At 69.9% G+C, this 13,804-nt stretch carries 10 protein-coding genes; 5 read left to right on the forward strand and 5 right to left on the reverse strand.

Translation table 11 applies throughout. The features are described 5' to 3' along the window. The first annotated feature begins 173 nt into the window (after positions 1–173). On the forward strand, positions 174–1,904 hold the full coding sequence (locus tag ACWGJB_RS23175) for a hypothetical protein (protein ID WP_453382024.1): 1,731 nt from the start codon (positions 174–176) through the stop codon (positions 1,902–1,904). Between the two features lie 67 nt (positions 1,905–1,971). Here ACWGJB_RS23175 and ACWGJB_RS23180 read toward each other — a convergent pair whose 3' ends face one another. The 3 genes from ACWGJB_RS23180 to ACWGJB_RS23190 form a co-directional block, all read right to left on the reverse strand. Continuing rightward, a complete protein-coding gene (locus ACWGJB_RS23180) occupies positions 1,972–2,313 on the reverse strand; it encodes a YbhB/YbcL family Raf kinase inhibitor-like protein (protein ID WP_453382237.1) in 342 nt (113 codons plus the stop codon). Positions 2,314–2,338: 25 nt separating this feature from the next. Then, positions 2,339–4,171 carry a bifunctional metallophosphatase/5'-nucleotidase gene (locus ACWGJB_RS23185; RefSeq protein WP_453382025.1) on the reverse strand — a complete coding sequence of 611 codons (1,833 nt, stop codon included), beginning with the start codon at positions 4,169–4,171 and terminating at the stop codon, positions 2,339–2,341. Between the two features lie 163 nt (positions 4,172–4,334). Continuing rightward, positions 4,335–5,618, reverse strand: a complete 1,284-nt coding sequence (locus ACWGJB_RS23190) for an adenylosuccinate synthase (RefSeq protein ID WP_453382026.1) — start codon at positions 5,616–5,618, stop codon at positions 4,335–4,337. Positions 5,619–5,815: 197 nt separating this feature from the next. On the opposite strand from ACWGJB_RS23190, the gene ACWGJB_RS23195 reads away from it, so the two are divergent. After that, complete coding sequence (locus ACWGJB_RS23195) at positions 5,816–6,655, forward strand: diacylglycerol kinase family protein (RefSeq protein ID WP_453382027.1); 840 nt, start codon at positions 5,816–5,818, stop codon at positions 6,653–6,655. 115 nt (positions 6,656–6,770) lie between these two features. Here ACWGJB_RS23195 and eutC read toward each other — a convergent pair whose 3' ends face one another. Both eutC and ACWGJB_RS23205 read right to left on the reverse strand, forming a co-directional pair. Then, complete coding sequence (gene eutC, locus ACWGJB_RS23200; protein WP_453382028.1) at positions 6,771–7,547, reverse strand: ethanolamine ammonia-lyase subunit EutC; 777 nt, start codon at positions 7,545–7,547, stop codon at positions 6,771–6,773. Beyond that, the gene (locus ACWGJB_RS23205; RefSeq protein ID WP_453382029.1) at positions 7,544–8,926 is read right to left on the reverse strand and encodes an ethanolamine ammonia-lyase subunit EutB; all 1,383 of its coding nucleotides are present in this window, start codon (positions 8,924–8,926) and stop codon (positions 7,544–7,546) included. Before ACWGJB_RS23205 ends, eutC begins: the two co-directional genes overlap by 4 nt. 150 nt (positions 8,927–9,076) lie before the next feature. Here ACWGJB_RS23205 and ACWGJB_RS23210 point away from each other — a divergent pair, with 150 nt between their 5' ends. The 3 genes from ACWGJB_RS23210 to ACWGJB_RS23220 all read left to right on the forward strand — a co-directional run bounded on the left by ACWGJB_RS23210 (position 9,077) and on the right by ACWGJB_RS23220 (position 13,791). Beyond that, the gene (locus ACWGJB_RS23210) at positions 9,077–10,588 is read left to right on the forward strand and encodes an APC family permease (RefSeq protein WP_453382030.1); all 1,512 of its coding nucleotides are present in this window, start codon (positions 9,077–9,079) and stop codon (positions 10,586–10,588) included. Positions 10,589–10,745: 157 nt separating this feature from the next. After that, on the forward strand, positions 10,746–11,723 hold the full coding sequence (locus ACWGJB_RS23215) for a DUF6801 domain-containing protein (RefSeq protein ID WP_453382031.1): 978 nt from the start codon (positions 10,746–10,748) through the stop codon (positions 11,721–11,723). Then, positions 11,716–13,791: an NACHT domain-containing protein gene (locus tag ACWGJB_RS23220; protein ID WP_453382032.1), complete on the forward strand. Its 2,076-nt coding sequence runs from the start codon at positions 11,716–11,718 to the stop codon at positions 13,789–13,791. Before ACWGJB_RS23215 ends, ACWGJB_RS23220 begins: the two co-directional genes overlap by 8 nt. The last annotated feature ends 13 nt before the right edge of the window (positions 13,792–13,804 follow it).

Raw genomic sequence — 13,804 nt, forward strand, 5'->3', positions numbered from 1 at the left:
GGCAGCTCCTGACACGAAAGCAATACGGTGGCGTTGTGCGGCTGTGCGCCAAGTTTGCCCAGGCGCCGCTCGATCAGGTGAACCAGGCCGATTCCCACGTTCTTACTCATATGTGGAATACATGATCGGTAGCGAGGGATGCGTTCGATGCAATCAAGGGAGGGGACCGGACGGTGGCGCGCAAGCGAGGAAGGAAACATGAGCTGTGCGCGATTGCCGCCCCGTTCACCGTGACTGCGCCGTCGGGGGCGAGAATCCGGGACCGGCTCAAGGACCTGACGGCGACGGATACAGAAGTACTGGTGTTAGTGGGCGAGCACTTGGGCCACCACCAGCGCACCGACCTCGCCACACGTGTCCGGATCGGGAATGTCGCGGCACAGCTGACCGACCGCACCGGGCGGAAGAAGCAGCTGACTGCTGTCTCCTCGTCGCGGTGGGCAGGGGCGATGACCCGCGCGTCGGAGGACCAGTACCAGTTGTCGATGCGCTGCCTAATGAACGAGCGAGCCGGTCTGCGGCGCCGAATCCGGACGATCGAGCAGCGGCTGTCGGTGGCGTGCGGCCACAGGCAGGTACGGGTCCGTGGATACGCGGACCAGGCCGAGCGCTGGCAGAAACAGCGACACCTGAGGAACCTCGAAAGCCGACTGGCGGTAGTGGAACGGCAGATCGAGGAAGGACGCCCGTCGATCACAGTGGGCGGGCACCGACTGGCCAGGGTCCGTCACTACCTCGCCGACGCCGCCATGAGCGAGACCGACTGGCGAAGGCGTTGGGACGCTGCCCGGCTTTTCTTGACCGCCGACGGCGAGTCTGGCGCCCCACACGGCAACTACACCATCACCGTTACCCCCGAAGACGGTTCGGTCACACTGGTGCTGCCGGAGCCACTGCGCCATCTGGCCAACGCCCCACGCGGGCGGTACCGGCTGTCGTGCACGGTCACCTTCCACCACCGACGCCATGAGTGGCTGGACCGGGTGACCGCCCACCGCGCCGTGCGCTACGACATCGTCCACGACGCCGCGCGAGGCCGCTGGTACCTGGACGCATCCTGGTCGGCCGGCAAGAGAGACCTGCTCGGCCCGGAGGAGATTCAGGCGTTCGGAGCGAGGCTACTCGCCGTAGACCTCAACGCCGACCATCTGGCTGCCTATGTCGTCGATGCGCACGGCAACCCTGTCGGTGAACCGCATCGGATTCGGCTGGAGTTGACCGGTCCCACCGCAACCCGGGACGGACGGTTACGCCAAGCCATCACCAATTTGATCGGCATCGCCCGGCAACACGGCTGTGCGGGGATCGCGGTGGAGAACCTTGGCTTTGCCGATGCACGCGACATCGGCCGGGAGACCATGGGCCGCGGACGCCGAGGCAAAATCTTCCGCCGCACTGTGTCCGGGATTCCCACAGCGCGTTTCCGAGAACGGCTGCGTGGCATGGCCTACCACCAAGGTTTGCTTGTCATCGCCGTGGACCCCGCCTACACCTCGATCTGGGGCGAGAAGTACTGGAAGGCCCCACTCCAGCAACAGACCAGGACACACGTCACCCGGCACCATGGCGCCTCGGTGGCGATCGGACGACGCGCCCTCGGGCACCGGGCACGGCGTCGGCCAGGTGTGACCGCTCACCACCAGCGGATGGTGCTGCGGAGAGCTACCGGCCAGACCGTGCACGCCCCGAGGATGTGTGGGACCGCGAGCCCGCCCAGGACAGCGAGCACGCCTCATGCAGGCGGCAAGACTCGACTGCGCCCAGGTGACCAGCTCACGCTGTTCCCCGACCCTCAAGACCGTTCGGAGGGCCACCGGATCGCTGATCCGGTTCACGGAAGTCCGGCCACACGGCCCGACGACGCCAGGAGCGGTGTTGGCGCATTGCGGGGGCAATCTCGTTGACCGTGCCTCCATGAGCCTCGCCGTCTCCCCCACCGCCTGGGCCGGTGCGCACGCCGGGAAGTGACCGTCAGGCGGCTCGGCGGGCCGTTGCCGTGATGGTGGCCGTGCCGAGCACGTGGCTCGACATGGTGAACTCGGTGCTCGCGACCGGCGTCACCGCAGGCAGTTGCAGGCTCGGGGTTTCCAGGGCGTAGACCGTGCTCCGGTAGTGGTGGGTGATGTCGCCGGCCGGCGGGCAGGTGCCCAGGTAGCCGGTCTGGCCGGCGTCGTTCGTGCCGGCCACCGCGCCGGTCAGCAGGGCGGCGCCCAGCTGGGTGTCCGTGGCGGGGATGTCCCAGGTCAGCCAGTGCCACAGGCCGGAGCGGGTTCTCAGGGTGGCCCCACCCGAGAGGTGGGGCCACCACCGGATGAACCGGCGAGGGCTGGAAGAAGCGCTAGAAGACCGGCGTGCCGCCCTGCGTCAGCTTCCAGTTGGTCGCAGCGAACGTCGACGGGTCGATGGTGCCCTTCGCCGTGGCGTAGGCGACCATCAGGTCGCGGACCTGGTTGGTGGAGCTGTAGGCGATCTCCGCGGCGGCGATGTGCGGGTAGCCGGAGCCGCCGTTGGCGCGGTAGTTGTTGACCGCGACGACGAAGACCTGGTCGTCGGCGACCGCGGTGCCGTTGTAGGTCAGGTTCTTGATGCGTGAGCCCTCGGCCGCCGCGATGTCGATCTCGTAGTCGACGCCGGTCGCCATGTCGTACATGTAGTCCCAGAAGCTGTTGGCGTTGGTGAGGGTGGCGGTGTCCACCGCCGTTCCCGCCGGCACCTGGTGGTAGTACTTCGCCGCGTACTCCAGGTAGTCCTTGACCTGGGCGCCGGTGAGCTTCTTGCCGTACAGGGTGTTCTCGTAGACGTACAGGCCCGCCACGTCGCGGATCGTCACGTCACCGGCCGGGATGGTGGCCGTACGGCTGAAGCACGCGGCCACCGAGATCAGCGGGAGCGCGGCGTCCGCCGCCGACAGGCCCGCCTTCACCGCGTCCATCTGGACCTGCTGGATGAAGTCGATGGCGGGGACGTCCTTCCAGCAGGCCTCCGCCGTCGTCATCGCCACGGTGCTGGTACCGATCGCGGTGTTGACGTACTTGACCACCAACTCGTGGTCGGCGGTGAGGAGTTCGGTGATCCGGGGGTCCTCGGCGACCGTGTTGCTGTTCAGGGTGGTGGCGGTCTTCTTGGTGACCTTCCAGGAGCCGTGCACGTGCTCCAGCTCGAAGTCGAAGACCGAGAGGCGGTAGCCGTAGCAGTACGGCTCCGACAGCAGAACGTCCTCGCCCGTCTCCGCGTTCTTCACCGTGTACGTCGGGACGTCGACGTGGGTGTGGCCGACGAGGATCGCGTCGATGCCGGGCACCTGCTCGGCGACCAGGTTCGACGCGTTCTCCACGTAGGGGAGTTCGTCGCCCCACGACGTCGAACCGTCCAGGCCCGAGTGGTCGGTGAGGAAGACGACGTCGCAGCCGAGGGCGCGCAGCCGCGGGACGTACTTCTTCGCCTGCTCGACCAGGCCCGTGAAGGCCATCTTCCCGGAGACGTTGTCCTTGTCCCACAGGGCGATGCCCGGGTTGGTGAGGCCGAGGATGCCGACCTTGATGTCCGGGCCGTGCGGGACCTTGATGTGCTTGACGGTGTAGGGCCGGAAGGCGGGCTTCAGCGTCTTGGCGTCCAGGGCGTTGGCACCGAGCAGCGGGAAGTGACACTGCTTCTCGAAGGTGCGGACGACCTCGATGCCGTAGTTGAACTCGTGGTTGCCGAGGGCGGCCGCGTCGTAGCGCATCTCGTTCATGGCGATCGCCATGGGGTGCTTGGGGCCGCGCTTGCCGTCCTTGCCCGTGATCGGGTCGACGCTCGCGTAGTAGGAGGCGAGGGACGTGCCCTGGATGATGTCGCCGGCGTCGACGAGGAGGACCCGGTCCTCGCCCTTCTCCTTGCGGATGTTCTTCACCAGCGTGGCGATGCGCGCGATGCCGTAGGTGTTGCCCTTGGAGTCCACGGGAGCCGCGTTGGTGTAGTAGTCCCAGTTGAAGACGTGGCTGTGCAGGTCGGTGGTGCCCAGGATGGAGAAGCTCCAGGTCTTGGGCGCTTTCGGCGGCTTGGGGTGACCGTGCCCGGACTCGGCGGCCTGGGCGGTGCCGGCACCGACGGTTCCCGCGACGGCCACGGCGGCGCCGGTGACGGCCGACTTCTGCACGAACTCACGGCGGTTCATGGGATTGACGGGCATTCAGGACTCCTGGAAGGGCGGTGAGGACGGGAGTGGCGTGCGGGGCGCGGCGGGCTACCCGCGTAGATGCTGACCCTCGCCCGTTACCGGCGTAACCACGGAAGACCCAAGGGCCGGTCAAGGATTCCCAAGACCGGCCCAAGTGGACGTGTATAAACACGACTTACAGGAACGAGTTGATCTCGATCGTCTCGTTGCGGCCCGGGCCCACGCCGATCGCGGAGATCGGGGCGCCGGACATCTCCTCCAGGGCCTTGACGTACGCCTGCGCGTTCTTCGGGAGGTCGGAGAAGGACTTGGCCTTGGTGATGTCCTCGGACCAGCCGGGCAGGGTCTCGTAGACCGGCTTCGCGTGGTGGAAGTCGGTCTGGGAGTACGGCAGCTCCTCGACGCGCTTGCCGTCGATCTCGTACGCGACGCAGACCGGGATCTCCTCCCAGCCCGTCAGCACGTCGAGCTTGGTGAGGAAGAAGTCGGTCAGGCCGTTCACGCGGGTCGCGTAACGGGCGATCACCGCGTCGAACCAGCCGCAGCGGCGGTCCCGGCCGGTGGTGACACCCCGCTCGCCGCCGATCCGGCGCAGCGCCTCGCCGTCCGCGTCGAACAGCTCGGTCGGGAACGGACCGGCGCCGACGCGGGTCGTGTACGCCTTCAGGATGCCGATGACCCGGCTGATCTTCGTCGGACCCACGCCGGAGCCGGTGCAGGCACCGCCCGCCGTCGGGTTCGAGGAGGTGACGAAGGGGTACGTGCCGTGGTCGATGTCCAGGAGCGTGCCCTGGCCGCCCTCGAAGAGCACGACCTTGTTCTCCTCCAGGGCCTGGTTGAGGACCAGGACCGTGTCGGCGACGTACGGGGCGAGCTTGTCCGCGTACGTCAGCAGCTCCTCGACGACCTGCTCGATGGCGATCGCGCGCCGGTTGTAGAGCTTGGTGAGGACCTGGTTCTTGACGTCGAGGGCCGCCTCGACCTTCTGGGTCAGGATCGACTCGTCGTAGAGGTCCTGGACCCGGATGCCGACGCGGTTGATCTTGTCCGCGTAGGTCGGCCCGATGCCGCGCCCTGTCGTGCCGATCTTCCGCTTGCCGAGGAAGCGTTCCGTCACCTTGTCGACGGTGACGTTGTACGGCGTGATGATATGTGCGTTACCGCTGATCAGGAGCTTGGACGTGTCGACGCCACGCTCGTTCAGACCGCTCAGCTCGGAGAGCAGGACCGACGGGTCGACGACGACACCGTTGCCGATGACCGGAACACAAGTAGGCGAGAGGATTCCGGAAGGGAGGAGGTGGAGCGCATACTTCTGGTCGCCGACGACGACCGTGTGGCCGGCGTTGTTGCCACCTTGGTAACGCACCACGTAGTCGACGGAGCCGCCTAGCAGATCCGTCGCCTTTCCCTTGCCTTCGTCACCCCACTGAGCACCGAGCAGCACAAGTGCGGGCACGCGCGTACACCCCTTCCGGGCGGGGCATGTCCAAGGTCAGGGGCGTACGCGTAAGGTTCGGCGCCGCGTACCACCGCGACCGTCTTTGGCCGCACAACCGTCGGACCGGATGCCCCGGAATAGACGAAGCCCCTGGCGCAATAGCGCAAGGGGCTCTTGCACAGTGATGCTACCCGAGGAAGCGAGGCACGACCGAGGTGGCGACATTCGCGACGTCCGATCAGCTGCTGGTGATCATCGATCCGGCGGCACTGCAGACGGACGGTGAGTCCGTCCGGATCGCGAAAGACGTGCTCAGCGCGGGTGCGACCACGAAGGTGTGTCTGCCGGACGGGCCCGAGGAATTCGCCCGCGCGCTGGCCCGCAGGGGGTCGCGGCGGCCGGTGGTGGTGGGCGACGACGGCGCGCTGATCCGTGCGGTGACCTTTCTGCACCGGCAGCGGGAGCTGGCCGGATGTGTGCTCTCCGTGGTCCCGGTGGGGGGCACGCTGGGCGTCGCGCACGCGCTGGGGGTGCCCACCGGTGCCGTGGCGGCGGCGCGGGCCGTCCTGGACGGGGTGGAACGGCGTCTGGACCTGCTGGTCGACGACAGCGACGGGGTGGTGCTGGGCGCGCTGCGGATCCCGCCGCTGGCGGCGGTGCCGGTGGCCGCGGTGCCGGCTGCGGCCCGGGGGTGGCTGCGGCCGTACCAGACCCTCGTACGGTCCCTGTCCGCCCGCCCGATACCGGCCGTGCCCCGCCCCGGGCCCGCGCGGCTGCGGGTCGAGGTCGACGGGCAGACGGTGGTGGACCTGGACCAGCCGGTGGAGGGGATCTCGGTGACCCCGGGCGGCCGCGACGGTCTGGCCGAGGTGGAGGTACGACCGCTGTCGGTGGGCGCGGAGGCGACGCCGGTACGGGCCGCCGGGCGGACGGTGACGGTGACGGGCGCGGACTTCCGGTACCGGGCCGACGTGGGGGTGACGGGTCCGGTACGGCGGCGGACCTGGCGGGTGGTGGAGGGCGCCTGGGGGCTCACGGTGCCGGGGGCCCCGTAGCAGCGGGCTCGGCGGCGCGGGCGGCTCACTCCCCGTGCCACCCCACGACGCAGGAGAACTCCCCGTGCCACCCCGCGGCGCGGGAGAACTCCTGGTGGCGTGGGACGGCCGCGGCTCAGTGGGGCCGCTCGGGCACGTTCCCGTGATCGGGTTCGGATTCGTCCTTCAGCGCCACGCCCGTGACCCCCAGCTCCCGCGCCCGCCTCAGCAACGCCGCCAGCTTGCCCGCCGCCACCTCATAGGTCAGCCCCAGCGGCGGCCGGATGTTGCTCAGGCAGTTCCGGTCCGCGTCCGTGGTCACGCCCGGCACCGGCCGGTACGTCAGGTAGGCGCCCAGGGAGTCCGCCGCCGACATCCCGGGTCGTTCGCCGATCAGGACGACCACCAGGGCCGTACCCATCGCGTGGGCGATGTCGTCGCCGAGGGCCACCCGGGCCTGCTCGGCCAGGACGACCGGGGCGATGCGCCGGTCGGGGAGGCGGGCCGCGGTGGCCCGCACCATCGCCGCCGCGTGCTCGTGCACCGCCCGGCTGGACAGCCCGTCGGCGACCACGAAGACGACGTCCCAGTCACCGGCCGGCAGGTGCGCCCGGTCCACGGGGTGCAGCCGGCGGCCCAGGTCGGGGCGCTGGAGGTAGGTCGCCCGGTCGCCGGCCGCGCTGCGGACCCGTACCGTCGCGAGCCCCGCCAGCCCCGCCGCCACCGCGTCCGGGTCGAACGGCGAGTGCACCGCGTCCCGGGCGGCCGCGTGCGCGGACTGGAGGCCCAGCCGGTGCCGGGTGGGGAGCGCGGAACCGGAGCGGCCGAGGCCGATCCTGGCCTGGGTGTGGCGGCGCAGCAGCGGCCACAGGTCGTCGGGTCCGGCGGCGGGCGCCTCGGTCAGGTCGGTCATGCGGCCAGTTCCCTTCCGATCGCCGTCAGCGGATGGCCGCCGACCTCGCGCAGGCCGCCGTCCCCGTCCAGCAGCCCGATCGACTCCAGCCACGCCTCGAACTCCGGCGCCGGGCGCAGGCCGAGCACCTCCCGCAGGTAGAGCGCGTCGTGGTAGGAGGCGGACTGGTAGTTGAGCATGATGTCGTCTCCGCCCGGTGTGCAGATCACGAAGGAGGCGCCCGCGACGGCCAGCATGGTCAGCATGGTGGCGATGTCGTCGTCGTCCGCGTCGGCGTGGTTCGTGTAGCAGATGTCCAGGCCCATGGGCAGGCCGAGGAGTTTGCCGCAGAAGTGGTCCTCCAGGGCGGCCCGCAGGATCTGCCGGCCGTCGTAGAGGTACTCCGGGCCGATGAAGCCCACGACGGTGTTCACCAGGAGGGGCCGGTAGCGGCGGGCCACCGCGTACGCCCGTGCCTCCACCGTCTGCTGGTCCACGCCGTGGTGCGCGTCCGCCGACAGGGCGCTGCCCTGGCCGGTCTCGAAGTACATGACGTGGTCGCCGACCGTGCCCCGCCCCAGCCCGCGGGCCGCCTCGTGCGCCTCGTCCAGCAGGCCGAGGGTCACGCCGAAGGAGGCGTTCGCCGCCTGGGTGCCGGCGATGGACTGGAAGACGAGGTCGACCGGGGCGCCGCGCTCCATCAGGTCCACGCTCGTCGTGACGTGGCAGAGGACGCAGGACTGGGTGGGGATCGAGTAGCGGTCGATCACTCCGGCCAGGAGTTCCAGCAGGTCCCGTACCGCCTTCGGGCTGTCGGTCGCCGGGTTGATGCCGATCACCGCGTCTCCGGAGCCGAGCAGCAGACCGTCCAGGAGGGCGGCCGCCACTCCGGCCGGGTCGTCGGTGGGGTGGTTGGGCTGGAGGCGGGTGGCGAGGCGGCCGGGCAGGCCGATCGTCGAGCGGAAGGCGGTGACCACCCGCACCTTGCGGGCGACGGCCACCAGGTCCGCGTTCCCCATCAGCTTGGACACGGCGGCGGCCATCTCCGGCGTGACCCCGGGCGCCAGCGCGGCGAGGGCCCTGGTGTCGGCGGCCAGCAGCCACTCCCGGAACTCGCCGACCGTCAGCCCGGCCACCGGCGCGAAGGCCGCCGCGTCGTGCGTGTCGAGGATCAGCCGGGTCACGTCGTCGGTCTCGTAGGGGATCACCGGCTCGGTCAGGAAGGTGGCGAGCGGCACCTCCGCCAGCGCCCAGCGGGCCGCGACCCGCTCCCGCGCGCTCGCGGCGGCGAGGCCGGCCAGCCGGTCGCCGGAGCGTTCCGGACTCGCGGCGGCCAGCAGGCGGGCCAGGGAGTCGAAGCGGTGGCGTTCGCCGCCGAGGGTGGCCGTGTACGTGCTCATGGCGGCGACCGTACGGGCCGGGTGTTGCGGCCGGATTTCTAAAGGTCTGGTTGACAAACATTTAACGCACCGAGACCCTCTACCGACTCATTCGGGCTACAGAGTTCCGGTCCAGTACAGCCAGCGATCAGCAGGAGAGGGGCCACCCCGATGGCAGTGGACGAGGGAGTCGCCCCAGCGGCGAAGACAGACGGGGACGGCACGGTCCACCGGCTGAAGCCCAACGCGATCGGCCTGCTCGGGGTGGTCTTCATGGCCGTCGCGACCGCCGCGCCGATCACCGCGATGACCGGCAACGTGCCCTTCATGGTGTCGTCCGGCAACGGCATCGGCGCCCCGGCGAGCTACCTCGTCGCAATGGTCGTCCTGGCAATCTTTTCCGTCGGTTTCACGTCGATGGCGAAGCACATCACATCGACGGGCGCCTTCTACGGCTTCATCTCCTACGGTCTCGGCCGCACCGCGGGCCTGGCGTCGGGGCTGCTCGCCACCTTCGCCTACGCCGTCTTCGAGCCGGCGCTGATCGGCATCTTCTCGGTCTTCGCCAACACAACCCTGAAGGACCAGACCGGACTTGACGTCCCGTGGTGGGCGTTCGCGATCCTGATGCTCGCCATCAACGCGACCGGCACCTGGTTCGGCGTCAGCGTCGCCGAGAAGCTCCTCGTCGTCCTCCTCGGCACCGAGGTGACCGTCCTCGCCGCGATGGCGATCTCGGTCGCCCTGCACGGCGGCGGCCCGCACGGCTTCACCTTCGGCCCGGTCAACCCGGTCAACGCCTTCAAGGGCACGTCCGCGGGGCTCGGTCTCTTCTTCGCCTTCTGGTCGTGGGTCGGCTTCGAGTCCACGGCGATGTACGGCGAGGAGTCCCGCGACCCGAAGAAGATCATCCCCAAGGCGACGATGATCTCGGTCCTCGGCGTCGGCGTCTTCTACGTCTTCGTCTCCTGGATGGCCATCATCGGCAACGGCGAGACGGAGGCCGTCAAGGCCGCCTCCTCCGCGAACCCGCTCGCCCTCTTCTTCAACCCCACCGAGCACTACGTCGGCCACTGGGCGGTCGTCCTCATGCAGTGGCTGATGGTCACCGGCTCACTGGCCTGCGGCATGGCCTTCCACAACTGCGCCGCCCGCTACATGTACGCGCTGGGCCGGGAAGGGGTCCTCCCCTCGCTCCAGAACACCGTCGGCCGCACCCACACCCGGCACGGCTCCCCGCACATCGCGGGCCTGGTCCAGACGGTGATCTCGGCCGTCCTGATCGGGGCGTTCTGGGCCGCGGGCAAGGACCCGTACAACGCCCTCTACGTCCTCCTCGCCATCCTCGGCACGATGGCGATCCTGGTCGTGCAGGCCGTGTGCTCGTTCGCGGTGCTGGTCTACTTCCGGAAGAACCACCCCGAGAGCCGGCACTGGTTCAGGACCTTCGCCGCACCGCTCATCGGCGGCGTCGCGATGCTCGCCGTGGTCGTCCTGCTGGTGTCCAACATGGGCGTCGCGGCCGGCACCGAGTCCGGCTCGCTGCTGCTGAAGGCGACGCCGTGGCTGGTGGCACTGGTGGCGGCGACGGGCGTCGGCTACGCGCAGTACCTCAAGCACCGGTCGCCGGAGCGGTACGCGCTGCTGGGACGGACGGTGCTGGAGGAGACGAAGGAGCGGTAGGGGGCGCGTGCGCCCGACGGTTCGTGGAAGCGGAGTGAAGGTCCCACCGTCCGGGCAGACGCCCTCGCATCCGCGTCCGTAAGGTGCGCACATGTCAGGTGAATTACGAGCGGGGCATACGGTCGCCGCATTAGCCGGACGTACGGTCGCCGCATGGGTGGCCGGTGTCCTCCTCGCCGTCACACCGGGGGCCGCGAGCGCGGCACCCGCTCCCCGCACCTTCCAGTACACCTGCGACTTCGGGATCCTCAGCGGCCAGTCGATGACGGCCTCGGTCGTGTGGAACGTCTCGGACACCCATGTGGTCGGCCGGCCCACTCCCCGACTGCCGGTGACCGCGTCGGCGACGGTCGGGGCGCTCATCCCGCAAGGGCTGCGGGTGGCCGGCGCGACGAGCCTCGAGGGCACGGCGAAGGTGACCGCCGTCGTGGCCGCACCGCAGGGGAACGTCCCCGTCTCCATGGCGATGGACGTGCCCGTGACCCAGATCCCGTCCTCCGGATCCATGACGGTCCCGGCGAACGGGACCGCGCCGTCGCTGACCTTCACCAAGGCGGGCATCGCGAGCATCGTCGTCGGCGCGATCAACCTGAGCGTCACGCCGAGGCGGGCGGACGGCAGCACGACCCCGCTGGGCACGGTGAACGCGTCGTGCAGCGTGGACTCGGACCAGGACAAGGTTCTGGCGTCGTTCCGGATCCTGCCCAAAGCGCAGCGACAGCCGTCCCCCACGGCGTCGGGGACGGGGACAGGGACAGGGGGCGGGGGCCGTGGCTCGGGATTCGGGTCAGGGTCGGGGGCCGGGGCGGGGTCCGGCTCCGGGTCCGGCTCGGGGACGGGGGCGGGGGGTCAGGGAGGTAAGGGGACCTCAGGGACTCACCCCGGCGCCTCCCGCAGCCCCGACCCGAGCGGCTCGGTCACCGCGAGCGCTACGGCATCGGTGTCGGCGTCGCCCGCCTCGGGCGGCGCTCCGACCTTCGCCGCGCCCAAGGCCCGCTCCGACCTGCGCTCCAGCGCGCAGGACCGCACGGCTTTCCCGGTCGCGCTGCGCGCGGCGGCCGGCGTGCTGATCGTGGCCCTGGCCGCGGTGGGCAGCGCGATGTGGTTCCGGCGACGCCGGGGTGACGATGGCTGAGGGCACGGCGGGCGGGAAGGAGCAGCCGCCGCGCAGCATGAATGCGAACCAGTACGGCGACGGCACGCAGATCGTCGCCGGATCCATCGGGGTGCAGAACAACAATTACACCTACACCGAGCGACCTCAGAGCGGACTGCTCGCGAAAGCCGACCAGTTGGCCGAGTTCGTCCGGCAACGCCGGCAAGAAGAGGAGACACAGCTCGGTATCAGGGATCCCCAGCTGCTGCCCGTGCGCTGGGAGCCTCCGAACGACGAGACGTTGGCGAGGGATCACCCGGAACTCATCTGGGAAGACCGGGGCGAGGGGAACCTGAGCGGAGGTCTGAACGGGATCGCGGAGTTCTACGAGAGCATCCCGTCCGGCCGCCTGGTGGTGCTGGGCAGGGCCGGTTCGGGAAAGAGCGTGCTGGCCATGCAGTTCGTGCTGCAGTGGCTCAGGAAACGCCCCGCCGGCGCACCCGTGCCGGAGATCTTCAGTCTCGCCTCGTGGAACCCGGAGGAGGAACCGCTGAACGACCGGCTGAGTCACCAGCTGAGCCGTGACCAGCCCTGGCTGACCGCCGTCGACCCCGACGGGGAGATGACGCTGGCCGAGAAGCTGGTGAGCGTCGGGCTGATCCTGCCCGTCCTGGACGGTTTCGACGAGATCTCCAAAAGCCTCCGCGGGACCGCACTGAAGCAGCTCTCCGAGACCTCCCTGCCGTTGGTCCTCACCAGCCGCTACGGCGAGTACAAGAACGCGGTCAAGGGGAGGGGGCTGCACAAGGCCGCCGTCGTACGACTGGCCGATCTGCCTCCGGCCGACTCGGTGACGTATCTCCGGTTCAGCAGTCCCCCGGACGCCAAGTCGGCGTGGGACCCGGTGCTGGACGACATGGACGCCAACCCAGACGGTCCACTGCGCCGGGCGCTCTCCACACCGCTGATGGTCGCCCTGGCCGCGGCCGTCCACGGCGAGCGCGGCACCAGCGGCCCGGATGCGCTGCTGGACGCCGCGGAGTTCCCGACCCCGGACCGCCTTGAGCGGCACCTTCTCACCGCGTTCCTCCCCTCGGTGTACCGGCGCCCGTCGCAGGCGCGACGCGCCCAACGCTGGCTCACCTACCTCGCCCATGACCTGGAGCAGCGCAAGACCCGCAACCTGGCCTGGTGGGAACTGGGCACCACGCTGCCGCTGCGGCAGCGGACCGCCGTGATCGCGTTCCTCGCCGGGCTGTCCTTCGCCTTCGTCACCGCGGTCGGGAACATCCCCGTCGACCTGGTCGCCACCTCGCACGGGCTCGGCTTCGCCGTCCGGCGCGGGCTGGTCGTCGGCTCCCTGCACGGGCTGCTGATCGGAGCGGCGTTCGGCTTCATCTACCACCGGGCGAGCGGCAACGACCTGCTGAAACCGTCACCGATCGAGATCACCTTCCGCCGTGATGCCCAACGGCGGCTGGGGGAGAAGTTGTTGAGCAGGATCACCATCGGTTCACTGGTCGCTCTGGCGGGCGCGGTCGCCATCGTCGGTGTCGACCGCTCCGTCGTGCCGTGGCTCGGACTCGACGACGGGCTCGGCGGCGGGCTGGTGTCCGCGGCCCAGTTCCCGCTCATCGTGGGTCTCGGGACCGGGCTGGTGCTCGGCATCACGGCGTGGCTGGAGGCAACGGTCGACCTGGACAAGTCCGTGAGCTGCGTCGGCCTGTTGCGGGTGAACCGGCGGAACGTCCACGCCCACATCCTCGTCTGGGCGATCGTGTTCGGCTTCATCGCCTGGTTCGCAGGCAGCTTCACCGAGACCCCGCTCCGCAGCCTCCAGCAGGGCCTCGTCTTCGGCATCGAGGGCGCGTTCGCCGGCGGCCTCGGGTACGGGCTCTGTCTGACCGCATGGGGGCAGTGGATCGCACTCGCCCGCGTCTGGCTGCCGCTGACGGGCCGGCTGCCCTGGCGGCTGGTCACGTTCCTCGAGGACGCGTGCGACCGAAGGGCATTGCGGCGGGCCGGAGCGGTGTACCAGTTCCGGCACGGACGGTTGCGGGAGCAGCTGACGGCACCGCCCGAGGGGCCGTCGGACGGCACCACCTGACGGCTGACGGGGC

The sequence above is a fragment of the Streptomyces sp. NPDC054813 genome, from assembly GCF_053611365.1.

Excerpts from the sequence above, each read along its gene's own strand:
- ACWGJB_RS23185 (WP_453382025.1), bottom strand. The coding sequence starts at position 4,171 with ATGCCCGTCAATCCCATGAACCGCCGTGAGTTCGTGCAGAAGTCGGCC.
- eutC (WP_453382028.1), bottom strand. The coding sequence starts at position 7,547 with ATGACCGACCTGACCGAGGCGCCCGCCGCCGGACCCGACGACCTGTGG.
- ACWGJB_RS23205 (WP_453382029.1), bottom strand. The coding sequence starts at position 8,926 with ATGAGCACGTACACGGCCACCCTCGGCGGCGAACGCCACCGCTTCGAC.
- ACWGJB_RS23210 (WP_453382030.1), top strand. The coding sequence starts at position 9,077 with ATGGCAGTGGACGAGGGAGTCGCCCCAGCGGCGAAGACAGACGGGGAC.
- ACWGJB_RS23220 (WP_453382032.1), top strand. The coding sequence starts at position 11,716 with ATGGCTGAGGGCACGGCGGGCGGGAAGGAGCAGCCGCCGCGCAGCATG.